The organism is Serratia sp. (in: enterobacteria), assembly GCF_052400455.1.
In the GTDB taxonomy this organism is placed as follows: Bacteria; Pseudomonadota; Gammaproteobacteria; order Enterobacterales; family Enterobacteriaceae; genus Serratia; species Serratia ureilytica.
The window spans coordinates 3,576,180-3,599,021 of the sequence record NZ_CP185812.1; the positions used below are offsets into that span (position 1 = coordinate 3,576,180).

The window sequence follows — 22,842 nt, forward strand, 5'->3', positions numbered from 1 at the left end:
ATAGCGCTACCAAAGCGCTATCATGCAGAACTGTGATAGCGCTATCAAAACGCCATGCCGCGGCGCGGCGTTAACCACAATTTTTTCTCGCTCTTCCGGGTTACGGGGTAGAATGTGCCGCATACTGGGATCGTCGAAGCCGCGCCGTCGGCTTCCCACCATCACAATCTTTATGCGCCGCGCGCGCATTTCAGTCGGGATTAGGCATGTCGATCGGTAAAAAACGCCGCAGCACAGGCAGGGTGACGTTGGCTGACGTAGCGCAGCTGGCGGGCGTCGGCACCATGACGGTGTCGCGCGCGCTGCGCACGCCGGAACAGGTTTCGGACAAACTGCGCGAGAAGATAGACGCGGCGGTAAACGAGCTGGGCTATCTGCCCAACCTGGCCGCCAGCTCGCTGGCCTCGGCCTCGTCCTACACCATCGCCATGGTGGTGCCCAGCCTGTCCGAATCCGGCTGCGCCGAAATGTTCGCCGGCCTGCAGAAAGTGCTGCAGCCCGCCGGCTATCACATCATGCTGGCGGAGTCGCAGCACCACCTGGAACGCGAGGAGAAACTGCTGGAGACGCTGCTCTCTTACAACCTGGCGGCGGCGGTGCTGCTCAGCGTCGAGCATTCGCAAAATGCCCGCAACGCGTTGATCGCCGCCAACATTCCGGTGGTGGAGATCGGCGCCGTACGCGCCGATCCGATCGACATGAGCATCGGCATCGATTACGTGGCGGCCATGTATCAGCTGACGCAAACGGTGATCGCCAGCGGTTACCAGAATATCGGGCTGCTGTGCGCCAATCAGGAACAGTGGATTTTCCAGCAGCACCTGCAGGGCTGGCACAAGGCGCTGCTGCGCAACCATATGTCGCCGCATCGGGTCATCAACGCCGCGCAGCCCGCCAGCTTCAGCACCGGCGCGCAGCAGCTGCCGGAATTCTTGCTGGCCTGGCCGGAGCTGGACGCGCTGGTGTGCGCGTCGGACGAACTGGCGGGCGGCGTGCTGTATGAATGCCAGCGGCGGCGCATCAAGGTGCCGGATAATCTGGCGGTGGTGGGCTTCGGCAACAGCGAGTTCAGCCGGGTGTGCCAGCCGCCGCTGACCACCATGACCATTCCGCATCGCGACATCGGCATTCAGGCCGGCCAGGCGCTGCTGGCGCGGCTGAACGAGCATCCCTGGCAGCCGCCAGGCTCCCTGCCCGCCACGCTGTGCCGCCGCGACAGCTGCTGAATCCGCCCGTAAAAAAAGCCGGTCGATGACCGGCTTTTCCATGCGCAGGCGGCTCAGTGATTGTCGAGCGGCTTGCCGTAATCCTGTTCATTGTTGCGCGTCAGCCACAGCGACAGCGCCTTCAGCGAATCCGGGGTAAACTCGTCGCAGCGGGCGGTGATCTCTTCCGGCGTCAGCCAGCACACCTCGGCCACTTCTTCTTCCTGCAGCGCGAACGGCCCGTGCGATACGCAGCTGAACAGCGCCCCCCACACCCGGCACTGCTCTTCCTCGAAGTAGAACAGACCGTGCTCGGCGAAAGGCACGCCGGCGATGCCCAGCTCCTCTTCCGCCTCGCGGCGCGCCGAATCCAGCACGTTTTCACCGCTTTGCACTACGCCGCCCGCCGTCGCGTCCAGCCAGCCCGGGTAGAAGTCCTTGATCTCGGTGCGACGCTGCACCAGAATTTTTCCCATCCCATCATGCACCACAATATAGGTAGCACGATGACGCAGCCGCTCCGCCCGCATCTGTTGACGACTGGATTGAGCAATCACCTCGTTTTGCTCGTCGACGATATCAACCCACTCGGTATCTGCAGCCTGACCCTGTTCCGCCATCCTCTAAAACCTTCTATTTTGGCGCGATGCAATCCCGCGCGCTGGTTAATCAATGAGTGTTTTTCAAAGATTTTTATTGTGTGTGTATAAATTAGTGCGTTTAGCGTGTTAACGCCACCTCCGCGACGACCTTGCCGTCGTCGAGCGTCAGCACGCGCAAAGTGCCGCTTTCCAACATGCCGTAGCTGGCGGGAAAGCCCCCTTTCGGGATGCTGACCGAGCCCGGATTGAAGCAATAGATCTCACCCTGCCGCTCCGCCTGCGGCAGATGCGTATGGCCATAGGCCAAGACGTCACCGCAGGATAACGGCGGCAGTGCCGAGGGATGATAAAGGTGACCGTGGGTCAAAAACAATCGTCTTTTTTGCAGTAAAACCTGTTGCCAGGGCGCCTCGATGGGAAACGTCAGCAGCATCTGATCGACCTCGCTGTCGCAATTGCCGCGAACGGCGATGATCTTGTCGCTATAGCGATTCAATCGTTCGGCAACCTGAGCGGGCTGATACCCGGCGGGCAGCGCGTTGCGCGGGCCGTGATTCAGCAAATCACCCAGAAGAATCAACCAGTCGGCGCCGTGTTGTGCGAACAATTCCAGCACGCGTTCGGTCGCCGGCAGCGAACCGTGGATATCCGAGGCGAACATCAGCTTCATAACCTTGTCCTATAGAGGGAAATAAGCGCCATTTTACCGCGCCGGCGCCGTGCGGCAAACTGCCGCCCGCCCCGGTGGAGAATTGTGATCCAACTGCGCAGATAGCATCGGACGAATCCCACATAGCCTGCTATCCTTAGCTGCTATTGTTGGATCTCTGATATACCTTTGTGCGCGGCGAAGACCGCAGCAACGTGTAATGAATTACAGATCACCTTACCGCAGGAGGCAACATGATTGACCTGTATTACGCGCCTACTCCCAATGGTCACAAGATCACCTTGTTTTTGGAAGAGGTCGGCTTACCCTACCGTATCCATCGCGTAAACATCAGCGCCGGCGAGCAGTTCAAACCGGACTTTCTGAGCATTTCTCCCAACAACAAAATCCCGGCGATCGTCGATCAGCAACCGGTGGACGGCGGCGCGCCGATCAGCCTGTTCGAATCCGGGGAAATCCTGCTGTATCTGGCGGAGAAGACCGGCAAGCTGCTGAGCAAGGGCCTGCGCGAACGCGCCGCTACCCTGCAGTGGCTGTTCTGGCAAGTGGCCGGATTCGGGCCGATGCTCGGGCAGAATCACCACTTTAACCACTACGCGCCGCAGCCGGTGCCTTACGCCATCGAGCGTTACCATCTGGAGACCAAGCGGCTGTACGGCGTGCTGGAAGCTGAACTGCAAAAACACCCGTACCTGGGCGGCGATAACTACAGCATCGCCGATATCGCCACCTACCCGTGGGTCGTGTCGCATCCGCGCCAGCGCATCGATCTGGCGGATTACCCGGCGGTGCGCAACTGGTTCGAGCGCATCAGCAATCGCCCGGCGACCGAGCGCGCCTACAAACTGGCCGAACAAGCCTAAGTGCCTCCCCCGACTCCCCGTCGGCCGGGGAGTCACATCGTCCCTGCGTTATCATTTCCCTACTTTCCGTGTATTCTGAACGCTAATAATCAGACCTATGGAGAATCTCTGATGTCTTTCAGTCAACCCGACGCCGTTATTCGCATTAAAAATCTGCGGCTGCGCACGTTCATCGGTATCAAGGAAGAGGAAATCAACAACCGACAGGACGTCCTGATCAACGTGGTGATCCACTACCCGGCGGACAAGGCGCGCAACAGCGAAGATATCGCCGATGCGCTCAACTACCGCACCATCACCAAAGCGATCATCCGCCATGTGGAAGATAACCGTTTCGCGTTGCTGGAAAAATTAACGCAGGATGTGCTCGATATCGTAAAAGAACACGCCTGGGTGACCTATGCTGAAGTGGAGATAGATAAACTTCTGGCCCTGCGCTACGCCGACTCGGTTTCCATGACCATGAGCTACCGCCGGGACTAATTCAGGGAGGTCGACCATGCGGATCCTGATCACCGGCGCAACGGGATTGATAGGCAGCAGCCTGACGGCAAGACTGCTGGCGCTTTCTCACCACATTACGGTGCTGACCCGAGACGAACGGCGAGCCCGAGCCCGGCTGGGCGACCGGCCGAGCTATTGGCGAACGCTGGACGACCGGCAATCGCTGGATGAATTTGACGCGGTGATCAACCTGGCCGGCGAACCTATCGCCGACAAGCGCTGGAGCGCGCAGCAGAAAGAGCGGCTGTGCCGCAGCCGCTGGGATCTGACCGAACGCTTGGCGAAGCTGATCAAGGCCGGCAGCACGCCCCCCGGCGTGCTGATTTCCGGTTCCGCCGTCGGCTACTACGGCGATCAGGGGCAGGCGGTGGTGACCGAAGAGGAGCCGCCGCACGACGAATTCACCCACCAGCTGTGTCAACGCTGGGAAGCGCTGGCGCTGCAGGCGCAAAGCGACGCCACCCGCGTCTGCCTGCTGCGCACCGGCGTGGTGCTGGCGCCACAGGGCGGCGCGCTGGCCAAAATGCTACCGCCGTTCCGCTTCGGGCTCGGCGGCCCGATCGGCGACGGTCGCCAATACCTGCCGTGGATCCACCTCGAAGACATGGTCAACGGCATTATTTATCTGCTGGATCACGCCACCCTGAGCGGCCCGTTCAACATGGTCGCTCCCTACCCGGTGCACAACGAGCAATTCGCCGCCCAATTGGCCAACGTGCTCGATCGCCCGGCGTTTCTGCGGGTGCCGGCGTTCGTCATGCGGCTGTTGATGGGGGAAGCGGCGGTGCTGGTGCTCGGCGGCCAGCGGGCGGTGCCGAAGCGCCTGGAAGAGGCCGGTTTCCACTTCCGTTATCTGGAGCTGGAACAGGCATTGGATGACGTTGTCAATCAGCGGGCCGAAGCCCGCTGATCTGAGGTTACTTCAACGCGCCGGACAGGAACTGCTGCAGGCGCGGGCTTTTGGGATTGCCGAACAGCTCGGCCGGCGGGCCCTGCTCTTCGATCAACCCTTTGTGCAGGAAGATCACGTGGTTCGAAACGTGGCGCGCAAATTCCATTTCGTGCGTCACCACTACCATGGTTTTTCCCTCCTCCGCCAGCTTCTGCATGATGCGCAGCACCTCGCCCACCAACTCGGGATCCAGCGCCGACGTCGGTTCGTCAAACAGCAGCACCTCCGGCTCCATCGCCAATGCGCGGGCAATGGAGACGCGCTGCTGCTGGCCGCCCGACAGGTGCACCGGGTACTTGCCGCGCGCCCGCTCGTCGATGCCCACTTTATCCAGGTAGCGCACCGCGCGCTCGTGCGCGTCGGCCTTGCTCAGCCCCAGCACCTGCACCGGCGCCTCCATCACGTTCTCCAGCACCGTCATATGGCTCCACAGGTTAAAATGCTGGAACACCATGGTCAGGCGGGTGCGCAGCAGCTGCAGCTGCTTCTTGTCGAATACCTTCAGCTGGCCGTCCTTGTCGCGCACCATGCGAATATCTTCGTTGTTCAGGCTGATCGAGCCTTCGCTCGGCTTCTCGAGGAAGTTGATGCAGCGCAGAAAGGTGCTTTTGCCGGAGCCGGAGGAGCCGATGATGCTGATCACATCCCCGGCGTTGGCCGCCAGCGAGACGCCCTTCAGCACCTCGTGATCGCCATAGCGTTTGTGCAGTTCCGTGACGGCTAATTTATTCTCAGACATGGTTTTTCTTCCCGTCATTTATCAGTGACTAACGTGTGCCATCCAGCGTTTTTCAGCTTTGCGGAACAGGCTGATTAACACGTAGGAGATGATCAGGTACAACACCGCCGCAATGCCGAAAGCGTAAAACGGCTGATAGGTCGCGGCATTGATGTCGCGCGCAATCTTCAGCAGGTCCGGCACGGTGGCGGTAAACGCCAGCGCGGTGGAGTGCAGCATCAGGATCACTTCGTTGCTGTAGGCCGGCAGCGCGGTGCGCAGCGCCGAAGGCAAAATGATGCAGCGATACATCTTGAAGCGCGAGAAACCGTAGGCGTTGGCGGCCTCGATTTCACCGTGCGGCACCGAGCGGATCGCCCCGGCGAAGATCTCGGTAGTATACGCGCAGGTGTTGAGCGTCAGCGCCAGGATGGTGCAGTTGAGCCCGCTGCGGAAAAACGCGTTGAGAAACTCGCTGCCGCGCACGATTTCCAGGCTGTACATGCCGGAGTAGAACACCAGCAACTGCACGTACAGCGGCGTGCCGCGAAACACGTAGGTGTAGAGCCACACCGGGAAACGCACCCAGCGCAGGGAAGAGACGCGCGCCACCGCCATCGGGATCGCCAGCAGCCCGCCCATCACCACGGAGGCGATCAGCAGCCACAGCGTGACCGCCACGCCGGTGAAACGGTAGCCATCGCTCCACAGCAGCGACTGCCAATACTGTTGCAAAATCTCGATCATAGCTCGGCCCTCTTGACGCCCAGTGAGTAACGCCGTTCAAGCCACAACAGCACGCCGTTGGAAACGGTAGTGAAAATCAGGTAAACCACGCCGGCTACGATGGCGAAGAAGAACGGCTGATAGGTGCCTTTCCCCGCCAACTGCGTGGCTTTCACCACGTCGTTCAGGCCAAGGATAGACACCAGCGCCGTCGCCTTCAGGATCACCTGCCAGTTGTTGCCGATGCCCGGCAAGGCGAAGCGCATCATCGCCGGGAACAAAATGCGCCGAAAGATCTGCGCGCCGCTGAAGCCGTAGGCCGTCGCCGCCTCAATCTGCCCTTTCGGCACCGCCAAGTAGGCGCCGCGGAAGGTTTCGGTAAAGTACGCGCCGTAAATAAAGCCGAGGGTAATGATGCCGGCGCCGAGCGGGTCGATATCGATCTGCGAGAAACCGAGCAGCGTGGTGATGTTGTTCAAGGCGATTTGCAGGCCATAAAAAATCAGCAGCATCAGCACCAGATCGGGCACGCCGCGGATCAGCGTGGTGTAAGCGCCGAACAGGCCGGAAATAAGGGGGTTGTGGGAGAGTTTGCCGCCGGCGCCGATCAACCCGATCACCACCGCCAACAATACGGAACTGAGGGCCAACTCCAGCGTCACCAGAGCCCCCTCGAAAATCAGTTGGGAATAGCCTTGCAGCATCTACTTCACCCTGTCGTCTAGGATCCGAACCATCGGAGCCGGCGCACCGGCCCCGCAGTCACAGCATGGAACGGTTAGCGAATTAGCCGCCGTAGACGTCGAAGTCGAAGTACTTTTTCGCGTATTTATCGTAGGTGCCGTCTTTGCGCATCTCGGCGAAGGCTTTGTCCAGCGCCGCTTTCAGCTCGGTATCGGTTTTGCGCAGCCCCATGCCGGTGCCGACGCCAAAGAATTTGTCATCCTTCACCGATTCGCCGGCGAACGCATAGTCTTTGCCCGGCGGCTGTTTCAGGAAGCCATCGCTGCCCGCCACTTCATCCTGGAAGGCGGCGTCGATACGCCCGGAGGCCAGATCGGCGTAGACCAGATCCTGGTTCTGATAAGGCACTACGGTGACGCCCTTCGGCTGCCACATGGCGTTGGCGTAGGCTTCCTGGGTCGTGCCCTGCAGCACGCCCACGCTCTTGCCTTTCAACGCATCCACGGTAGGCAACAGCTTAGACCCCTTCGGCGCGATCAGGCGGGCGTTGGCGGCATACAGCTTGTCGGTAAAGGCGATTTCCTGCTGGCGTTTTTCGGTGATGGACAGCGAAGAGATGATAGCGTCGATCTTTTTCGCCTTGAGGGATGGGATCAGCGCGTCAAAGTCGCTCTCCACGAAGGTGCATTGGGTATTTATGCGTTTGCACAGCTCTTTGGCCAAATCGATATCGAAGCCGACCAGCTCGCCTTTGGCGTTTTTGGATTCAAACGGCGCATAAGTCGGATCGGTGCCAATCTTCAATGTCGATGGGATAGCGGCGAATGCGCTGTTTGCGGCCGCCAAAGCCAAGACTAAAGGAAGAACCTTAACCAGCTTTTTCATAAATTACCCTCAAATTGATTTTTTTGATGCCACTACGGGCATTACTTTTCCCCACCAAATCAATTTGCAGTAATCGTGCCACATTAGGTGCTACGGGCGGAGGGAACGGCTCCGGCCTTCACAATACTGTTTCCTGGGACGATAACCGCAAAATTAAATCGGCCGCTCGGGGCCGCGCCACTGGCAGCCGCGACAGGACGGCGCCATGAAACAGTGAACGTGATGAAGTGGGATCATTATGGTGCATGCGCCGCCCTAATTCAGTGCGGTGTTGCACAAATGTACCAATTTGGGGATGAAAATGTTAATCAGCACCCTGCCAACGGGTGAACAGATCGGCCGGCAATTCGATATCAAACTGATCGATCACCCGATTGACGGTCTGATCGATGATGTCTTCCACGCTTTTCGGCTGGTGATAAAACGCCGGCACCGGGGGCATGATCACCGCGCCCATTTCCACCGCCTGCGTCATCAGCCGCAGGTGCCCAAGGTGCAACGGCGTTTCACGCACGCACAATACCAGGCGGCGGCGTTCTTTCAGCACCACGTCGGCGGCGCGGGTCAGCAGTCCGTCGCTGTAGCTGTTGACGATGCCGGACAGCGTTTTGACTGAACAAGGCAAAATCGCCATGCCCAGTGTTTTGAAGGAACCGGAAGAGATGGCGGCGGCGATATCGCGCGCATCGTGAACCACATCGGCCAGCGCCTGCACTTCACGCAGACTGTACGGCGTTTCCAGCGCCAGCGTCTGCCTTGCAGCGTTGCTCATCACCAGATGGGTTTCCACCTCTGCGACGTCGCGCAAGACCTGCAACAGGCGCACGCCGTAGATCGCGCCGCTGGCGCCGGAAATGCCGATGATGAGTCGTTTCATGAAGAATGGCCTCTGCCGTAAAAAGTAAAAAATAAGATCAGGCAGACTTTGCCGCAATGGCGAGGGATAAGCAAGTTCACAGGAGCAAGGCGCACCGCCGCAGACGCGACGATGCCCCCTGATGGATCAACGCAGGCGGTTAGCCTTCGTTATGCAGTTCCAGATTTTCCGCTTCGGTTTGTCCCCGCAGCGCCTTGGCGTCGTCGTTGCGCAGCGACTCCAGGTATTCCAGATAGCTTTGATCGACGTCTTTGGTCACGTAGATGCCGTTGAATACCGAGCATTCGAACTGGGTGATGTCCGGGTTTTCTTCACGCACCGCTTCGATCAGATCGTCGAGGTCCTGGAAGATCAGCCCATCGGCGCCGATGATTTGGCGGATTTCATCCACTTCGCGCCCGTGGGCGATCAGTTCGTTGGCGCTCGGCATGTCGATGCCGTAGACGTTAGGGAAACGCACTTCCGGCGCCGCGGAAGCCAGGTACACGCGCTTGGCGCCCGCTTCGCGCGCCATCTCGACGATCTGCTCTGAGGTCGTGCCGCGCACGATGGAATCATCCACCAGCAGCACGTTCTTGTCGCGGAACTCGGCGCGGTTGGCGTTCAGCTTGCGGCGCACCGACTGACGACGCGCCTGCTGGCCCGGCATGATGAAGGTGCGGCCGACGTAGCGGTTCTTCACAAAGCCCTGGCGGTAGGGTTTGTCGAGAATGCGCGCGATCTCCAGCGCGATGTCGCAGGAGGTTTCCGGAATCGGGATCACCACGTCGATGTCCAGATCTTCCCATTCGCGGGCAATCTTCTCGCCCAGCTTCTGGCCCATGCGCACACGGGCGCTGTAGACCGAGATCTTGTCCATAAAGGAGTCCGGGCGCGCGAAATAGACGTATTCGAACAGACACGGATTGGTTTTCGGATTCTCTGCGCACTGGCGGGTGAACAACTGGCCCTTGGTGGTGATGTACACCGCTTCGCCCGGCGCCACGTCGCGCAGGAATTCAAAGCCCAGGGTATCCAGCGCCACGCTCTCGGAAGCCACCATATACTCGCTGCGGCCATCTTCCAGCGTGCGTTTGCCGATCACCAGCGGACGAATGCCGTACGGGTCGCGGAACGCCAGCAGGCCGTGGCCGATAATCATCGCCACGCAGGCGTAAGCGCCGCGCAGTTGCTGATGCATGGCGGCGACCGCGGTAAAGATGTTGTCGGCCTCCAGCGGATAATGCGGGAAGCGATCCAGCTCGCTGGCCAGCACGTTCAGCAAGATTTCCGAGTCGGAGGTGGTGTTGACATGGCGGCGGCCGCTTTCGAACAGCTTTTGGCGCAGCTCATGGGCGTTGGTCAGGTTGCCATTGTGGGCCAGCGTAATGCCGAACGGCGAGTTGACGTAGAAAGGCTGGGCCTCAGAGGCGCTCGAGCTGCCGGCCGTCGGGTAACGCACATGGCCAATGCCCATGTTGCCCTGCAAGCGTTGCATATGGCGCGCCTCAAATACATCCTTCACCAGGCCGTTGGCTTTGCGCAAACGGAACCCGTTGTGGGCGTCAATGGTGACGATGCCTGCGGCATCCTGGCCACGGTGCTGAAGCACCGTCAGCGCATCATAAATCGACTGGTTTACCGGCATAAAACCGGCGATACCGACAATACCGCACATGTTGTCTTTTCCTCATCAGCGCTACCGCCCCGGCAATTGGGTCGGCAAGAAACTCGACGTGCTCTGCAGGTAGTCAAAGAACCACCTGATGACGTAACTGAACTGGGGAATCAGCTGCGACTGTTTCCAGTCGGCACTTTGTGAAAAGCCGGTAAAGGTATCCAGGAAGAACAGGATCGCCGCAACGATCAACACGCCGCGCAATGCGCCGAAGCAGATGCCCAGCACCCTGTCGGTGCCCGACAGCCCGGTTTTCTCTACCAGTGAGCTAATCACATAGTTAACAATAGCCCCTACGATCAGGGTCGCGATGAACAAAATCGCGATCGCGATGCCGTTTCGCACCAGTTCATCTTCAAAACGAGTGAAATAGACCGCAAGGTAAGAGTAGAAATGGCTGGCAACAAAAAACGCACATCCCCATGTCACAAGTGACAATGCTTCGCGAACAAACCCTCGGATCAGGCTCACCAGAGCCGAAAATCCAATCACCGCTATAATGACGTAATCAATCCAGACCATGAACTATTCCAATGATGAATCGCCCCTGCATCCAATTCGCGGCGAATTCTAACAGAAAAAGAAAACGTTTGCGTAGGGGATTTCCTACCACGTTACAAATAAAAAGCGGCGATTAAAAAATTCCCAATCGCCGCGCCTACATAGGTGATTTCGCCTGTAAAAGGCGCGGTTTCTCTCGAGATCTCTCCACCACTCCTTAATTCAGGGGCGCATCCTGCTGCGCCCCTGCGGGGTTTAACGACCGTACGGCTTCACCTGCCCGCTCAGCCCGCTGATCGAGTTCAGCGACGGCAATGCCGCCTGCAGCTTCTGCTTGGAAGCATCCGGGCCGACGTAGATGCGGGTGATCTGCCCTTGCACCGGCGTTGACGGCACGGTGAAGGCGCGATAGCCCGAAAGACGCAGCGAAGCGACAATCTCGTTCGCCTTGGCGGCATTTTTCAACGCCCCGAGCTGCACGACATAGGCTTGCCCGGCCGGCGCTTTTTCTTCCGCCGGTTTCGGCTGCGGTGCCGGCTCAGGCTTCGGCGTCGGTTCAGGTTTCGGCTCCGGCTTAGGCGTCGGTTTCACTTCCACCGGCTTCGGCTGCGGCGCCGGTTTCGGTTTCACCTCTACCGGTTTGGTTTCCACCGGTTTCGGCTTAGGCTGCTGCTGTACCGGCTGAGGACGCGTCTCGACCGGCGGCGGCGCCACCTGCGTCGGTTGCTGAGCATTCTGTCGCACCGCCTGTTGCGCCGCCGCTTCGTTGGCCGCCTGCTGCTCGACCAGCGCGCCCGCCCCTTCCGGCGGCTGCGCCGGCAACGGCTGCGTCACCGGCGGCAACACGTCGTTCTCTTCGACGTCGCCCGCCTTCGGCACCAAAGGAATGGCCGCGAATTCATCCTCGTAATGCTTCTTTTTGCCGTCCAGCAACCCTGGCAGGATGATCACCCCCAGCGCCACCAGAATCACGGTTCCGACCAGTCGGTTCTGAAATTTACTCGCCACTCACACTCCCCGCATCTCGTCTGACGCCGCCATCACCTGCGCAACGGTGTGGAACGATCCACAGACGATCACAATATCCTGTTTATCAGCATCCTGCATAGCCTGCCGCCAGGCAGTTTCGACATCATTAAAGCGTCGCGGTTCCGCCAGATGTTGCGCCAGCAGTTCAACGCTGACGCCGCGCGGGCCGTCGAGCGGTGCGCAGTACCATTCATCCACCTGCTCGCTCAGGCAGGCCAGCGTACCGGCGATGTCCTTGTCCGACAGCATGCCCACCACCGCGCGCACCTTGCCGCCGTCGCGCGGCAGCTTGGCCAGACGCCCGGCGAGATAGCCGGCGGCGTGCGGGTTGTGCGCCACATCGAGGATCAGCATCGGCTCCCGCCGCACGATCTGGAAACGCCCCGGCAGCGTCGCCTGCTGCAGCCCGGTGAAGATCGCGCGCTCGTCGATTTCCAGCGGGGAACAATTCAGCGCCGCCAGCGCGGTAGCGGCGTTGGCCAGCGGCACGTTCGGCGTCGGCAGATCGGTCAGCAGCGTGTCGCCGCCCTGCCACTGCCAGCGATCGCCCTGCTCGCTGAAGCTCCAGGCTTCACCGCGGCGATACAGCGGCGCGCCCAGCGTTTCGGCGACCTGACGAATGCTGTCCGGCATGTCGGGTTCGCCCACTACCGCCGGCTTGCCGCTGCGGAAAATGCCGGCCTTTTCACGGCCGATGCTTTCGCGATCGTTGCCCAGCCAGTCGGTGTGATCGAGCGCGATGCTGGTGATCACCGCCACGCTCGGATCGACGATGTTGGTGGCGTCGAGACGCCCGCCCAAGCCGACTTCCAGGATCACCACGTCCAGCCGCGCCTGTTTGAACAGCTGCAGCGCCGACAGGGTGCCGAATTCGAAATAGGTCAGCGACGTTTCGCCGCGGCCGGCTTCAATGGCGGCAAACGAGCGGCTGTGCTCCGCTTCGCTCAGCTCTTCCCCCTGAATGCGCACGCGCTCGGTGTAGCGCACCAGATGCGGTGAGCTGTAAACGCCGACGCGCAGGCCGGCGGCCAGCAGAATGGCTTCAAGGGTGCGACAGGTCGTGCCTTTGCCGTTAGTGCCGGCAACGGTGAACACCGTGGGAGCGGGGGTCAGTAAGTCCAGATGCGCCGCGACGCGCTGTACGCGCTCGAGGCCGAGTTCGATCGCCTGGCTGTGCAGACGTTCCAGATAGTAAAGCCACGAGCTCAATGGCGACGTGGCTTGGGGAATTTGGTGGTTTTGCATGAGTCCCATCACTGAACTTGGGTTCATTAATCCATCAGGGCACCACCCTCACCGCGGTAAAGGCGATGCGCTTCGTCACTGCCGCCCACCTGCAAACCGCAACGTCATAGGCTGCGGCCGGCAGGGAACGGGCATCAGCCGTCACTTAGCCACAAAGTGGCGGCTGAACCCGGGCGGGATCCGTCTTTGCCTCAGGCGTCGGCCTGCTGCTCCGGCTCAATGACCGGCGCGGCCTCATCGAAATGCGGCTGCGGCTGGTTGGTCAGCTTGGACAGAATGCTCGCCAGCGTTTGGCGCATTTCCGGGCGGCGAACGATCATATCGATCGCGCCTTTTTCGATCAGGAACTCGCTACGCTGGAAGCCCGGCGGCAGTTTCTCGCGCACGGTCTGCTCGATCACGCGCGGGCCGGCAAAGCCGATCAGCGCTTTCGGCTCGGCGATGTTGATGTCGCCCAGCATCGCCAGGCTGGCGGAGACGCCGCCCATGGTCGGGTCGGTCAGCACGGAGATGTACGGCAAGCCGCGCTCCTGCATTTTGGCCAACGCCGCGCTGGTTTTCGCCATCTGCATCAGCGACATCAGCGCCTCCTGCATGCGCGCGCCGCCGCTGGCGGAGAAGCACACCAGCGGACAGTTGTCCTCCAGCGCCTGCTCAACCGCACGCACGAAACGCGCGCCAACCACGGAAGACATCGAACCGCCGATGAAGGCGAATTCAAAGGACGCCGCGACGATCGGCATGCCGTACAGCGTGCCCTTCATCACCACCAGCGCATCTTTCTCGCCGGTCGCTTTCTGTGCGGCGACCAGACGATCTTTATAGCGCTTGGAATCCTTGAATTTCAGAACGTCCTTCGGCTCCAGATCGCTGCCCAGCTCCACTTCGCTGCCTTCATCCAGCAGGGTATGCAGACGCGCGCGCGCGCTCATACGCATATGGTGGTCGCACTTCGGACACACTTCCAGATTACGCTCCAGCTCGGCGCGGTAGAGAACCTGGCCGCAGCTGTCGCATTTGGTCCAGACCCCTTCAGGAATGCTCGCCTTACGGGTTTGTGTGATATTGCTCTTGTTAAGAATTCGTTCAATCCAGCTCATCGATGACCTTTCTGTTTGAACCTGGCACACGCCAGTCCGCTGTTCATGCTTTAACAATCCCCCTGAAAACACCCCCAATGAAAAAATGCCCGTTCGCCGCGCGGCAAGCGCGCGACCGAGGCATCGGCTTCAGGGTTGTTCGCAGGAACAGACCATAATGTCGCTCATTAAACCATATCGGCCCGACGCTGTGGACAAAAAACTGGTCGAACCGACAGGTTGAGCGATGTTTTTATTGTTTTTGCTGGCGGGCGGCGGCGCGCCTGTGGCGCCAAATTTCAATCACGCCCGGCAGAATCGAAACGATGATGATCCCGACGATCAGCAGTTTCAGGTTCTCCTGTACCACCGGCAGATCGCCGAACAGGTAGCCAGCATAAGTGAAGAGCAGCACCCAAACCAGTGCGCCAATCACGTTGTAGGCGGCGAAGTGGCGATAGGACATATGCCCCATGCCGGCGACGAACGGCGCAAAAGTACGCACGATCGGCACGAATCGCGCCAGAATAATCGTTTTCCCGCCGTGCTTCTCATAAAACTGATGCGTTTTATCCAGGTAGCTGCGGCGGAAGATTTTCGAATTCGGGTTGCTGAACAGCTTCTCGCCGAACAACCGCCCGATAGTGTAGTTCACCGCATCGCCGATGATCGCCGCCACGGCCATCAACGCCACCATGGTGTGCACGTTCAGATCGTTGGTCGGCAAAGCCGCCAGCGCGCCGGCGACGAACAGCAAAGAATCCCCCGGCAGGAACGGCGTCACCACCAAACCGGTCTCGCAAAACAGGATCAGGAACAGAATAGCGTAGACCCACATGCCGTATTGTGCGACCAGTTCGGCCAGGTGCACATCAATATGCAGAATGAAATCAATAATAAACTTGATGATGTCCATAAATTCTCTCATTGATGCCGGGCGTTTCAATCACCCGGCAGAAGCACAAGGGAGCGACGCTTTCAGGCGTGCCGGCGTTTAATCGTCGGGTAAAAACAGCGGCCCCATCGGCGGCCGCGGGATGCCAAAGTGGTCGGGATAGTCCACGGAAACCAGATACAGCCCCTCGGCTCGCGCCGTCGCCGCCGCCAGATTGCGATCCTTCAGCGCCAGCAACTCGGCCATCCAGTTCTCATCCTGATTGCCGCAGCCGATCTCCATCAGGCTGCCGACGATGTTGCGAACCATGTGATGCACGAAGGCATTCGCCTTGATATCTACCACAATATATTCGCCGTAGCGCGTAACCTTAACGTGTTTTACGCAGCGCCACGGGGTGCGCGACTGGCATTGCACCGCGCGAAACGAGGTAAAGTCGTTCTCGCCCAGCAATGCCTGCGCCGCCCGATGCATGCGGTCCGCGTCCAGCGGGTGATAAAAATGCGTCACCCCCTGTTGCAACACCGCCGGCCGGTAGCGATGGTTGAAAATAATATAGCGGTAACGGCGCGCGGTGGCGCTGAAACGCGCGTGAAAATCATCGGCGACGGGGCTCACCCAGCGCACCGCGATGTCCGGCGGCAAATGGGTGTTGACGCCCATCGTCCAGGCGGCGTCCTTGCGGCGCGCGGTGGTTTCGAAGTGCACCACCTGCCCGGTGGCGTGCACCCCGGCGTCAGTGCGCCCGGCGCACAGCACGTTGATCGGCGCATCCGCCACCTTGCTCAACGCCTGCTCTAGCCGTTCCTGCACGCTGGCCACTTCTTGCTGCCGCTGCCAGCCGTAGTAACGGCTGCCGTCATATTCGATGCCCAGCGCTACCTTCAGCGTCGGCTTAACGGGCGAGACCACCTCAGACATCAGTACATCTGCTCCTGCACCAGACGCTCGGCGGTTTCGATCGCCATCAACGCGCCGCCGAAGCGGACGTTGTCCGCCACCGTCCAGAACTGCAACAGCTCGGGGATGCCGTAATCGTTGCGCAGACACCCGATGCTGAGCGCATCGCTGCCGGAAGCTTCGGTGACCTGAGTCGGGTAATCATCCTCTTCACTCAGTTGAACGTCTTCGACCTCTTCAAGCTCGCTGCGCGCCTCTTCGGCGGACAGCGGACGCAGCGCTTCCAGATGCACGACCTGGGCGTGGCCATAAAACACCGGCGACTGGATGCAGCTCACCGAAATCGGCAACCCTTCGTCCTGCAGCACCTTGCGCACCTGATCGACGATCAGGCGTTCTTCGCGCACGCTGCCCTGCTCGTCGGCGACAAGCGGCAGCATATTAAACGCCAGCTGTTTTGTGAAAACGCCTTCTTCGGCCGGGATGCCGTTCAACAGCCGCGCGCTCTGGCCGGCCAGATCGTCCACCGCCGCCTTGCCACGCGAGGATACCGACATCAGCGTCGTGACGTGCAGGCGCGACAGCCCCGCCTGTTCGGTCAGCGGTTTGATCGCCGTCAGCAGTTGGCTGACCATGCTGTCGGCCACCGCGACGATGTTGCGGTTGCGGTAATCCGCCAGCACCTGCGGGTTCACGCCCGGCACCACCAGCGGCACATCCGGTTCCATGGCGAACAGGCCGCTGGTGTCGATCACCAGACAGCCCATGTTGCCGGCCTCTTCGGCATAGCGCGCGGAAGCGTCGCTGCCGGCGACGAAGAAGGCCAGCTGCGCCTGCGACCAATCGAACTCTTCGGCGTTTTGCACCAGAAGAGACTTGCCGTTGAAGCGCACATTGGCGCCCGCGCTGCGTTCGCTTGCCAGAGGATAGAGCTCACCCACCGGGAACTGGCGTTCCTGCAACAATTCCAGCAACGCTTCACCTACCGCGCCAGTGGCGCCGAGCAGCGCGATATTCCAGCCGTCAGACATTGGGTTTTCTCCAGAGTATTTCATTCATAAAAGCAGACGGGCAGTGCAGCCACCGCCCGATAATCTTTGCCGCTCACTGTAGCGGCGTTGGCTTAAGACAACCTTACGCGCTACGCGATGCTGAAGCCCAACTTGCCGAGCAGCTCGGCGCTGGCGCTGTCATCGCATTGCACGGCCAGCGAAGACCACTCGCGGCGTTCCTGGTAGTGCTTGCGCAGGCGATCGAACTCGCCCGGTTGCCCGGCGACTTTGCGCAGCGGCGCATCATCGCGGCGCACATCATACACCAAGTGCATCAATCGTTTTAACCGCGCTTCATCCAGCGGGCCGTTGAGACGGATCTGGCTGAACTCCGGCACCGGCAGCAGCGAGGCCAACGCCACCTGTTGCGGCTGCCCCAGATGGCGACTGAACGCTTCGAACACCTGGGTGGTGCCGCGCGCCTTGCCTTCCAGCGTATACCCGGCGATGTGCGCGGTGCCGATATCCACCCGCGCCAACAGCGGCAAGGCGAGATCCGGCTCCGGTTCCCACACGTCCAGCACCGTGCTCAGCTTTTTGCCTTTTTCCAGCGCCTGCAGCAACGCAGCGTTATCCACCACCGGCCCACGGCAGGCGTTGATCAGAATGCGGTTGTCCGGCAACGCCGCCAGCAGATCGGCGTCCGCCAGATGCAATGAATGATACGGGCCGGATTTATTCAGCGGCGTATGGAAGGTCAGCACGTCGGCCTCGGCCACCAATTTCTCCAGTGGCCAGAATTCCCCGGCGTCGCCGCGATCGGCGCGCGGTGGATCGCACAGTAGCGTGCGCACGCCCAGCGCTTTGAGGCGCGCGTCCAGACGCGAACCGACGTTGCCCACGCCGACGATGCCGACGGTTTTATCCCGCAATTGGAAGCCATCGCGCTCGGCCAGCAGCATCAATGCGGAGAACACATACTCGACCACCGCGATGGCGTTGCAGCCCGGCGCGGCGGAAAACCCGATGCCCTGCCGTTGCAGCCAGGCATCATCGACGTGATCGGTGCCGGCGGTAGCGGTGCCGACAAAGCCGATGCGGCTGCCGGCCAACAAGGCTTCATTGACCTTGGTGACCGAACGTACCATCAGCGCGTCGGCATCCGCCAGCGCCTCAAGCGGGATCGGACGCCCCGGCACCGCCCGCACGTCGCCCAGGCGGCTGAACAGCTCGGCCGCATACGGCATATTTTCATCAACCAGAATTTTCACTGCGTTCTCCGACGGTTTACGGCTATTTGTCTGCGAAATAGTGTGCCACTGAATCAGGCACGGCGAAAGCGCTCAGGGGTGGTGCCGGCGATCTGCTGGAACATGACGATAAAGGCCGACGCGGAGCTGTAACCGACCTCCAGCGCCACGTCCTGCACGGTTTTGCCCTGTTCGAGCAGCGACACGGCGTGCAGGAACCGCAGGCGCTGGCGCCATTCGCTGAACGGCATGCCCAAATCCTGCTGGCAGCGGCGAGACAGCGTGCGCTCGGTGGTGTATACCCGCTTCGCCCACGTCGCCAGCGAAGTGTTGTCCGCCGGGCAATGTTCCAGCGCTTCCAGCACCGGCGCCAAAAATTTGTCGTCCGACGACGGCAGATAGGTTTGCTGGCGCGGCGACAGATGCAGTTGGTCGATCAGCACCTGGCAGAGGCGCAAATCCGCCTCCGCCTGCGGAATGTACTGTTTGCGCGCATAGAAATCCTCGGCGATGGCGCGAAAGATCGGCGTCACATTGACCAGGCAAGGATCGGCCGGCATGCCGGCGCACAGCGCCGGCGCGATGTCCACCATGCGGCACTGCGCCAGCCGCTGGTTGTAACAGGAGTGTTCGATGCCCGCCGGCGTCCACAGCACGTACTCCGGCGGCGCCAGAAAGCGCTGCCCGCCGATGCGCAGCACCATCACCCCGGCTTTGACCCACATCAATTGGCCCCAGGTATGGCTGTGCGGCTGGAATTCGGTGCGGACGTTGAACTCCTCGCAACGAAACTGCACCGGGTTTGGCGCCGGGATCAGCGACTCGGGGAAATGGCGGATTTCTGGCATGGTTTCGTCTCGTGATTTGTCTTATTTACGCCGATTTTTGTCTGAATATCGTTATATATGATAAACCGGACACGCGTAGACTAGCCAGCATGTTGGACGCTATTGAGAATAATTGTCATGAATATGCTTTTCCCCCTGCTGGCCGTGCTGATTTGGTCGATTAACGCCGTCGTCAGCAAACTCTCCGCCACCGCCATCGATCCGGCGGCCATCTCGCTCTACCGCTGGCTGCTGGCGCTGATCGCCCTGACGCCGTTTGTGCTGCCGGGCGTGCTTCGCAACTGGGCGCAGGTGCGCGCCAACTGGTGGAAGCTGATGATCCTCGGCTTGCTCGGCATGGTGCTGTATCAAAGCCTGGCCTATTACGCGGCGCACAGCGTCAGCGCGCTGTTTATGGGCATCATCGTGTCGCTGATCCCACTGCTGACCATCCTGATCAGCATCGTACTGCTGCGCATTGCGCCGACCGTCGGCGTGCTGCTCGGCAGCATTCTCTCCTTCTGCGGTTTGATCTGGCTGGTCAGCGGCGGTCAGCCCGGCGCGCTGTTGCAGCACGGTATCGGCAAAGGGGAATTGATGATGCTGCTCGCCACCGCCTCTTACGCGCTGTATGGCGTGTTGACCAAACGCTGGGCCATCGCGCTGCCGAACTGGCAATCGCTCTACGTGCAGATCCTGTTCGGCGTGCTGTTGCTGCTGCCGAATTTCCTGATGGCGAAGGATGTCGGCTTGAACGGCCATAACCTGCCGCTGGTGCTGTTCGCCGGCATTCCGGCCTCGATCATCGCGCCGTACCTGTGGATCCAGGGCGTCCTGCGCCTGGGCGCCAACACCACCTCGATCTTCATGAACCTGGCGCCGGTGTTTACCGCCGCTATCGCGGTGCTGTTCCTGCATGAACAATTGCACGGTTACCACCTGATCGGCGGCGGCATCACCCTGCTGGGCGTGATCCTGTCGCAGCGGCTGCGCACGCCGCTGACGCGTAAAGCCAAAGCCCCGGCGGCAGACGCAGATTCCTGCAAAGAACAGGCCTAAGCCAGCAACCTGAAACGCACCCGCACCAACAGGCCGCCCAGCGCGGCGGAGCTCAACAGCTCCGGGCGGGTGCCGTGATACGCGGTGATATCCTTCACCAACGCCAATCCCAAACCGGCGCCCGGCTGATCGCCCACGTTGTCCAAACGATGAAACGGCTGCAGCGCCAACGCCTTGTCCTGCAAGGCGATGCCCGGGCCGCTGTCTTCAATCTCCAGCACCCCTTCCCCCGTAGTCTTGTCCCGCGTAAGGCGGGCGGTCACCACGCCCTGGCGCGGCGTGTATTTCAGCGCGTTGTCCAGCAGATTGGCGCACAGCTCGGCCAACAGCAGCGGCTCCCCCGCGACCTGACACGCCGCTTCACCCTCGAAACCGAGATCGATCTGTTTGCTGCGCGCCTGCGGCAAGCGAGAGAAACAGGCGTCGCGCAGCACCTGCGCCAAATTGACCGGCTGCAGCTTGCGATCGGCGCTGTGCTCGCTGGCTTTCAGGCGCGAGAGGTGCAGCAGACGGTCGGTGAGCGCCACGGTGTTATCCAGCGTCGCGCTCATCGCCTGCAGACTTTCGCGCCACTGCTGCGGCCGATCGCTGGCCAGCGCCACCCCGACCTGGGTCTTCAGCACCGCCAGCGGGGTGCGCAGCTGGTGAGAGGCGTCGGCGCTGAAGCGTTCCTGACGCGCCACCATCAGCCGCAGCCGTTCGATGTAACGATTAAATGCCACCAGCAGCGGCTGCATCTCCGACCAGGGAAGAACCCGCGGCAAAGGCGTCAGTTCGCCCGGATCGCGCCGCAGCATGATGCCGGAGAGTTTACGCATCGGCTTCAACACCCGCTTGAGCAGCGCGAACGCCAGGATCAGGGTCAACACCACCACCGTGCCCTGGCTCAACAGCGCCGCGATCATCATCTGCCGCGCCAGGTAACGACGCGATTCCAGGGTTTCCGCCACCAGAATGGTCGCCATGCCGCTCACGCCCGACTCGTTGACCGGTTGAAACAGCGCCGCCACGCGGATCGGCCGGCCGAGGTATTCCGCATCGTAGAAATGCACCAATGCCGGATAGAGGGTGGAGCGTGGAATGTGGGGCGGCAACGACGGCAAATCGTCATAGCCCGAGATGCTTTTCCCCTGCGGCGAGATCACCTCGTAATAGAGCTGATCGTTCATGTTGCGCTCGAAGCTGTCGAGCACCACATAAGGCACATCGACCGCCAGCTTGCCTTCGCGCACCACCAGCCGCTCCGCCACGGTGCGCGCCGACGCCAGCAGCGTGCGGTCGTAGGCCAGGGTGGCGGCGCTCATGGCGCTGAAGTAGTGGGTGTAGATAGAGATGCCGCCCAGCGCCAGCAGCGGCAGGCCAAAAAACAGCAGCAGTTGATAAAACAGCGAACGCGGCGCGTTAAACCACCGCATTGCACAGTTCCAGGCTGTAGCCCAGACCGCGCAGCGTGACGATCGCCACGTCGCTGCCCTGCAGCTTTTTTCGCAAACGGTGTACGTAAAGCTCGATGCTCTCCGGATTGGCCTCGTCAGACAGCGTAAACACCTGCTCAAACAGCTGCTGCTTGGCCACCGGGCGGCCGCGCCGGTGCATCAGCGCGGTCAGCACCGCCAGCTCGCGCGGCGTCAGCGCCAGCGGTTTGCTCTCCAGCAGGAAATAACCTTCGTCATGATAGGTCAACGCGCCGTATTGCAACGCCGGCTGCGCGGCGCCGACGCTGCGGCGCAGCAACGCCCGAATGCGCGCCTCCAGCTCGTCCAGTTCGAACGGTTTGGTCAGGTAGTCGTCCGCCCCCAGATTCAGGCCTTTCACCCGGTCGGTCACGTCGGTGCGCGCCGTCAGCAACAGCACCGGCAGATCCTGCCCGCGCTTGCGCAAGCGCGCCAGCAAATCGAGACCGTTCAGACGCGGCAACGCCACATCCAGCACCGCCAGCGCATAGCGTTCATTAAGCAACAGGTGGTCGGCGGCCACGCCGTCCGGCGCGACGTCGACGGCAAATCCGGCGCCGGTCAGCGCCTTTTGCAACCAGTGAGACAGCTCGGGGTGATCTTCAACCAATAACAGTCGCATGTTCCCATTCCATTGATTTACCTGAACAACCAGACACCGATGCGGCGTCTGTTAACAGGTCGATAACAGAGAATGGCATGGAAAATAAGGGGATAAAAGAGCGCCGCGCCGCCAGTTTTGGGAGCTGGCACACAATTATGCGTACTGGGGCGCGCTCGTATGACGCCTCAGATCAGCGTGATGGGGCTATCGGCGAGAGCAAGATCCAACACCGGACGCAGCTTGTCGGCGGTAAACGGCGAAGAAACCAGCACGGAGCGGTTGTTGGCGGCAAACACCAGATCGATGCCGGTCACGCAGGCGGTCATCGGGCAAACATACTTTTCACCGTCGGCGTTGACGAAATGCAGCTCAAATACGCCAATCTCAGGGCGCAAGCGCTTCAAACGACACTGCCCGGCTTCTCCCGCCATCTCGGCGTAGACCTCTGGCAACCGTTTAATCGCACATACCTTGGCGCTGTCCCTGCCGCCAAACAATTTCCCTAACGAAAACATATCACTGCATCTCTATTCATTTTATTACAGATGATTTTAACGCGAATGACTATCGGCAATCCTGACATTACGCAGGGTTTTGGCCGGTTTTGCGCGCTGTTCTCTGCGCCCATTCTATGTTAGCGCACCCGCCGTTCGCTCGCGACAAG

25 protein-coding genes are annotated in these 22,842 nt (G+C 60.7%); 5 read left to right on the plus strand and 20 right to left on the minus strand.

Going from position 1 to position 22,842, the window contains the following annotated elements; translation table 11 throughout:
- Positions 1 to 206: 206 nt before the first annotated feature.
- Positions 207 to 1,226, plus strand: a complete 1,020-nt coding sequence (locus ACORQT_RS17305) for a LacI family DNA-binding transcriptional regulator (RefSeq protein ID WP_033651947.1) — start codon at positions 207 to 209, stop codon at positions 1,224 to 1,226.
- A gap of 53 nt (positions 1,227 to 1,279) precedes the next feature.
- Here ACORQT_RS17305 and yfcD read toward each other — a convergent pair whose 3' ends face one another.
- Positions 1,280 to 1,825: an NUDIX hydrolase YfcD gene (yfcD, locus tag ACORQT_RS17310; RefSeq protein WP_004936086.1), complete on the minus strand. Its 546-nt coding sequence runs from the start codon at positions 1,823 to 1,825 to the stop codon at positions 1,280 to 1,282.
- A gap of 100 nt (positions 1,826 to 1,925) precedes the next feature.
- Complete coding sequence (yfcE, locus tag ACORQT_RS17315) at positions 1,926 to 2,477, minus strand: phosphodiesterase (protein ID WP_033643871.1); 552 nt, start codon at positions 2,475 to 2,477, stop codon at positions 1,926 to 1,928.
- Between the two features lie 233 nt (positions 2,478 to 2,710).
- Here yfcE and yfcG point away from each other — a divergent pair, with 233 nt between their 5' ends.
- From yfcG to ACORQT_RS17330, 3 genes are all read left to right on the plus strand, one after another.
- The gene (gene yfcG, locus ACORQT_RS17320; RefSeq protein WP_016926886.1) at positions 2,711 to 3,340 is read left to right on the plus strand and encodes a GSH-dependent disulfide bond oxidoreductase; all 630 of its coding nucleotides are present in this window, start codon (positions 2,711 to 2,713) and stop codon (positions 3,338 to 3,340) included.
- Between the two features lie 111 nt (positions 3,341 to 3,451).
- Positions 3,452 to 3,823: a dihydroneopterin triphosphate 2'-epimerase gene (gene folX, locus ACORQT_RS17325; protein WP_025303682.1), complete on the plus strand. Its 372-nt coding sequence runs from the start codon at positions 3,452 to 3,454 to the stop codon at positions 3,821 to 3,823.
- Positions 3,824 to 3,839: 16 nt separating this feature from the next.
- Complete coding sequence (locus ACORQT_RS17330) at positions 3,840 to 4,754, plus strand: TIGR01777 family oxidoreductase (protein ID WP_033643873.1); 915 nt, start codon at positions 3,840 to 3,842, stop codon at positions 4,752 to 4,754.
- A 7-nt stretch (positions 4,755 to 4,761) separates the two neighbouring features.
- Here the strand turns inward: ACORQT_RS17330 and hisP are convergent, their stop codons facing one another.
- The 15 genes from hisP to ACORQT_RS17405 all read right to left on the minus strand — a co-directional run bounded on the left by hisP (position 4,762) and on the right by ACORQT_RS17405 (position 19,082).
- Complete coding sequence (gene hisP / locus ACORQT_RS17335) at positions 4,762 to 5,535, minus strand: histidine ABC transporter ATP-binding protein HisP (RefSeq protein WP_004936098.1); 774 nt, start codon at positions 5,533 to 5,535, stop codon at positions 4,762 to 4,764.
- A 21-nt stretch (positions 5,536 to 5,556) separates the two neighbouring features.
- The gene (locus ACORQT_RS17340; protein ID WP_033643875.1) at positions 5,557 to 6,261 is read right to left on the minus strand and encodes an ABC transporter permease; all 705 of its coding nucleotides are present in this window, start codon (positions 6,259 to 6,261) and stop codon (positions 5,557 to 5,559) included.
- Positions 6,258 to 6,944, minus strand: a complete 687-nt coding sequence (locus ACORQT_RS17345) for a histidine ABC transporter permease HisQ (protein WP_033635345.1) — start codon at positions 6,942 to 6,944, stop codon at positions 6,258 to 6,260. Before ACORQT_RS17345 ends, ACORQT_RS17340 begins: the two co-directional genes overlap by 4 nt.
- 82 nt (positions 6,945 to 7,026) lie before the next feature.
- Complete coding sequence (gene hisJ, locus ACORQT_RS17350; RefSeq protein WP_033643876.1) at positions 7,027 to 7,809, minus strand: histidine ABC transporter substrate-binding protein HisJ; 783 nt, start codon at positions 7,807 to 7,809, stop codon at positions 7,027 to 7,029.
- Positions 7,810 to 8,113: 304 nt separating this feature from the next.
- Positions 8,114 to 8,686 (minus strand): UbiX family flavin prenyltransferase, encoded by a 573-nt coding sequence (locus tag ACORQT_RS17355; RefSeq protein WP_033643877.1) that lies wholly within the window; start codon positions 8,684 to 8,686, stop codon positions 8,114 to 8,116.
- 139 nt (positions 8,687 to 8,825) lie between these two features.
- A complete protein-coding gene (gene purF / locus ACORQT_RS17360; protein ID WP_033632500.1) occupies positions 8,826 to 10,343 on the minus strand; it encodes an amidophosphoribosyltransferase in 1,518 nt (505 codons plus the stop codon).
- 21 nt (positions 10,344 to 10,364) lie between these two features.
- On the minus strand, positions 10,365 to 10,865 hold the full coding sequence (gene cvpA / locus ACORQT_RS17365) for a colicin V production protein (protein WP_004936119.1): 501 nt from the start codon (positions 10,863 to 10,865) through the stop codon (positions 10,365 to 10,367).
- A 234-nt stretch (positions 10,866 to 11,099) separates the two neighbouring features.
- Positions 11,100 to 11,852, minus strand: a complete 753-nt coding sequence (dedD, locus tag ACORQT_RS17370; protein WP_033643878.1) for a cell division protein DedD — start codon at positions 11,850 to 11,852, stop codon at positions 11,100 to 11,102.
- Positions 11,853 to 13,118, minus strand: a complete 1,266-nt coding sequence (gene folC / locus ACORQT_RS17375; protein ID WP_444859250.1) for a bifunctional tetrahydrofolate synthase/dihydrofolate synthase — start codon at positions 13,116 to 13,118, stop codon at positions 11,853 to 11,855.
- A gap of 191 nt (positions 13,119 to 13,309) precedes the next feature.
- Positions 13,310 to 14,218, minus strand: coding sequence for an acetyl-CoA carboxylase, carboxyltransferase subunit beta (gene accD / locus ACORQT_RS17380; protein WP_033643880.1), 909 nt, complete (start codon positions 14,216 to 14,218; stop codon positions 13,310 to 13,312).
- Positions 14,219 to 14,450: 232 nt separating this feature from the next.
- Positions 14,451 to 15,113, minus strand: coding sequence for a DedA family protein (locus ACORQT_RS17385; RefSeq protein WP_072627267.1), 663 nt, complete (start codon positions 15,111 to 15,113; stop codon positions 14,451 to 14,453).
- 78 nt (positions 15,114 to 15,191) lie between these two features.
- On the minus strand, positions 15,192 to 16,013 hold the full coding sequence (truA, locus tag ACORQT_RS17390; RefSeq protein ID WP_033643882.1) for a tRNA pseudouridine(38-40) synthase TruA: 822 nt from the start codon (positions 16,011 to 16,013) through the stop codon (positions 15,192 to 15,194).
- Positions 16,013 to 17,023, minus strand: coding sequence for an aspartate-semialdehyde dehydrogenase (locus ACORQT_RS17395; RefSeq protein ID WP_033643883.1), 1,011 nt, complete (start codon positions 17,021 to 17,023; stop codon positions 16,013 to 16,015). The genes truA and ACORQT_RS17395 overlap by 1 nt, the downstream gene beginning before the upstream one ends.
- 110 nt (positions 17,024 to 17,133) lie before the next feature.
- Positions 17,134 to 18,255 (minus strand): 4-phosphoerythronate dehydrogenase PdxB, encoded by a 1,122-nt coding sequence (pdxB, locus tag ACORQT_RS17400; protein WP_033643884.1) that lies wholly within the window; start codon positions 18,253 to 18,255, stop codon positions 17,134 to 17,136.
- A 53-nt stretch (positions 18,256 to 18,308) separates the two neighbouring features.
- A complete protein-coding gene (locus ACORQT_RS17405; RefSeq protein WP_033643885.1) occupies positions 18,309 to 19,082 on the minus strand; it encodes an AraC family transcriptional regulator in 774 nt (257 codons plus the stop codon).
- Between the two features lie 117 nt (positions 19,083 to 19,199).
- On the opposite strand from ACORQT_RS17405, the gene ACORQT_RS17410 reads away from it, so the two are divergent.
- Entirely contained in the window at positions 19,200 to 20,120 is a 921-nt protein-coding gene (locus tag ACORQT_RS17410) for a DMT family transporter (protein ID WP_072627265.1), read from the plus strand.
- On the opposite strand, the gene ACORQT_RS17415 is transcribed toward ACORQT_RS17410, so the two are convergent.
- From ACORQT_RS17415 to ACORQT_RS17425, 3 genes are all read right to left on the minus strand, one after another.
- The gene (locus ACORQT_RS17415; RefSeq protein WP_072627264.1) at positions 20,117 to 21,535 is read right to left on the minus strand and encodes a sensor histidine kinase; all 1,419 of its coding nucleotides are present in this window, start codon (positions 21,533 to 21,535) and stop codon (positions 20,117 to 20,119) included. The genes ACORQT_RS17410 and ACORQT_RS17415 overlap by 4 nt on opposite strands.
- Positions 21,522 to 22,196: a transcriptional regulator TctD gene (gene tctD, locus ACORQT_RS17420; protein ID WP_033643888.1), complete on the minus strand. Its 675-nt coding sequence runs from the start codon at positions 22,194 to 22,196 to the stop codon at positions 21,522 to 21,524. Before tctD ends, ACORQT_RS17415 begins: the two co-directional genes overlap by 14 nt.
- A 167-nt stretch (positions 22,197 to 22,363) precedes the next feature.
- Positions 22,364 to 22,693, minus strand: coding sequence for a hypothetical protein (locus tag ACORQT_RS17425; RefSeq protein ID WP_033651956.1), 330 nt, complete (start codon positions 22,691 to 22,693; stop codon positions 22,364 to 22,366).
- Between the last annotated feature and the right edge of the window lie 149 nt (positions 22,694 to 22,842).

Excerpts from the sequence above, each read along its gene's own strand:
- ACORQT_RS17415 (WP_072627264.1), bottom strand. The coding sequence starts at position 21,535 with ATGCGGTGGTTTAACGCGCCGCGTTCGCTGTTTTATCAACTGCTGCTG.
- purF (WP_033632500.1), bottom strand. The coding sequence starts at position 10,343 with ATGTGCGGTATTGTCGGTATCGCCGGTTTTATGCCGGTAAACCAGTCG.
- ACORQT_RS17425 (WP_033651956.1), bottom strand. The coding sequence starts at position 22,693 with ATGTTTTCGTTAGGGAAATTGTTTGGCGGCAGGGACAGCGCCAAGGTA.
- cvpA (WP_004936119.1), bottom strand. The coding sequence starts at position 10,865 with ATGGTCTGGATTGATTACGTCATTATAGCGGTGATTGGATTTTCGGCT.
- yfcE (WP_033643871.1), bottom strand. The coding sequence starts at position 2,477 with ATGAAGCTGATGTTCGCCTCGGATATCCACGGTTCGCTGCCGGCGACC.
- hisP (WP_004936098.1), bottom strand. The coding sequence starts at position 5,535 with ATGTCTGAGAATAAATTAGCCGTCACGGAACTGCACAAACGCTATGGC.
- folC (WP_444859250.1), bottom strand. The coding sequence starts at position 13,118 with ATGCAAAACCACCAAATTCCCCAAGCCACGTCGCCATTGAGCTCGTGG.
- ACORQT_RS17340 (WP_033643875.1), bottom strand. The coding sequence starts at position 6,261 with ATGATCGAGATTTTGCAACAGTATTGGCAGTCGCTGCTGTGGAGCGAT.
- ACORQT_RS17385 (WP_072627267.1), bottom strand. The coding sequence starts at position 15,113 with ATGGACATCATCAAGTTTATTATTGATTTCATTCTGCATATTGATGTG.
- folX (WP_025303682.1), top strand. The coding sequence starts at position 3,452 with ATGTCTTTCAGTCAACCCGACGCCGTTATTCGCATTAAAAATCTGCGG.
- truA (WP_033643882.1), bottom strand. The coding sequence starts at position 16,013 with ATGTCTGAGGTGGTCTCGCCCGTTAAGCCGACGCTGAAGGTAGCGCTG.
- accD (WP_033643880.1), bottom strand. The coding sequence starts at position 14,218 with ATGAGCTGGATTGAACGAATTCTTAACAAGAGCAATATCACACAAACC.
- ACORQT_RS17410 (WP_072627265.1), top strand. The coding sequence starts at position 19,200 with ATGAATATGCTTTTCCCCCTGCTGGCCGTGCTGATTTGGTCGATTAAC.
- ACORQT_RS17405 (WP_033643885.1), bottom strand. The coding sequence starts at position 19,082 with ATGCCAGAAATCCGCCATTTCCCCGAGTCGCTGATCCCGGCGCCAAAC.
- ACORQT_RS17395 (WP_033643883.1), bottom strand. The coding sequence starts at position 17,023 with ATGTCTGACGGCTGGAATATCGCGCTGCTCGGCGCCACTGGCGCGGTA.
- ACORQT_RS17355 (WP_033643877.1), bottom strand. The coding sequence starts at position 8,686 with ATGAAACGACTCATCATCGGCATTTCCGGCGCCAGCGGCGCGATCTAC.
- tctD (WP_033643888.1), bottom strand. The coding sequence starts at position 22,196 with ATGCGACTGTTATTGGTTGAAGATCACCCCGAGCTGTCTCACTGGTTG.
- ACORQT_RS17305 (WP_033651947.1), top strand. The coding sequence starts at position 207 with ATGTCGATCGGTAAAAAACGCCGCAGCACAGGCAGGGTGACGTTGGCT.
- hisJ (WP_033643876.1), bottom strand. The coding sequence starts at position 7,809 with ATGAAAAAGCTGGTTAAGGTTCTTCCTTTAGTCTTGGCTTTGGCGGCC.
- yfcG (WP_016926886.1), top strand. The coding sequence starts at position 2,711 with ATGATTGACCTGTATTACGCGCCTACTCCCAATGGTCACAAGATCACC.
- ACORQT_RS17345 (WP_033635345.1), bottom strand. The coding sequence starts at position 6,944 with ATGCTGCAAGGCTATTCCCAACTGATTTTCGAGGGGGCTCTGGTGACG.
- yfcD (WP_004936086.1), bottom strand. The coding sequence starts at position 1,825 with ATGGCGGAACAGGGTCAGGCTGCAGATACCGAGTGGGTTGATATCGTC.
- ACORQT_RS17330 (WP_033643873.1), top strand. The coding sequence starts at position 3,840 with ATGCGGATCCTGATCACCGGCGCAACGGGATTGATAGGCAGCAGCCTG.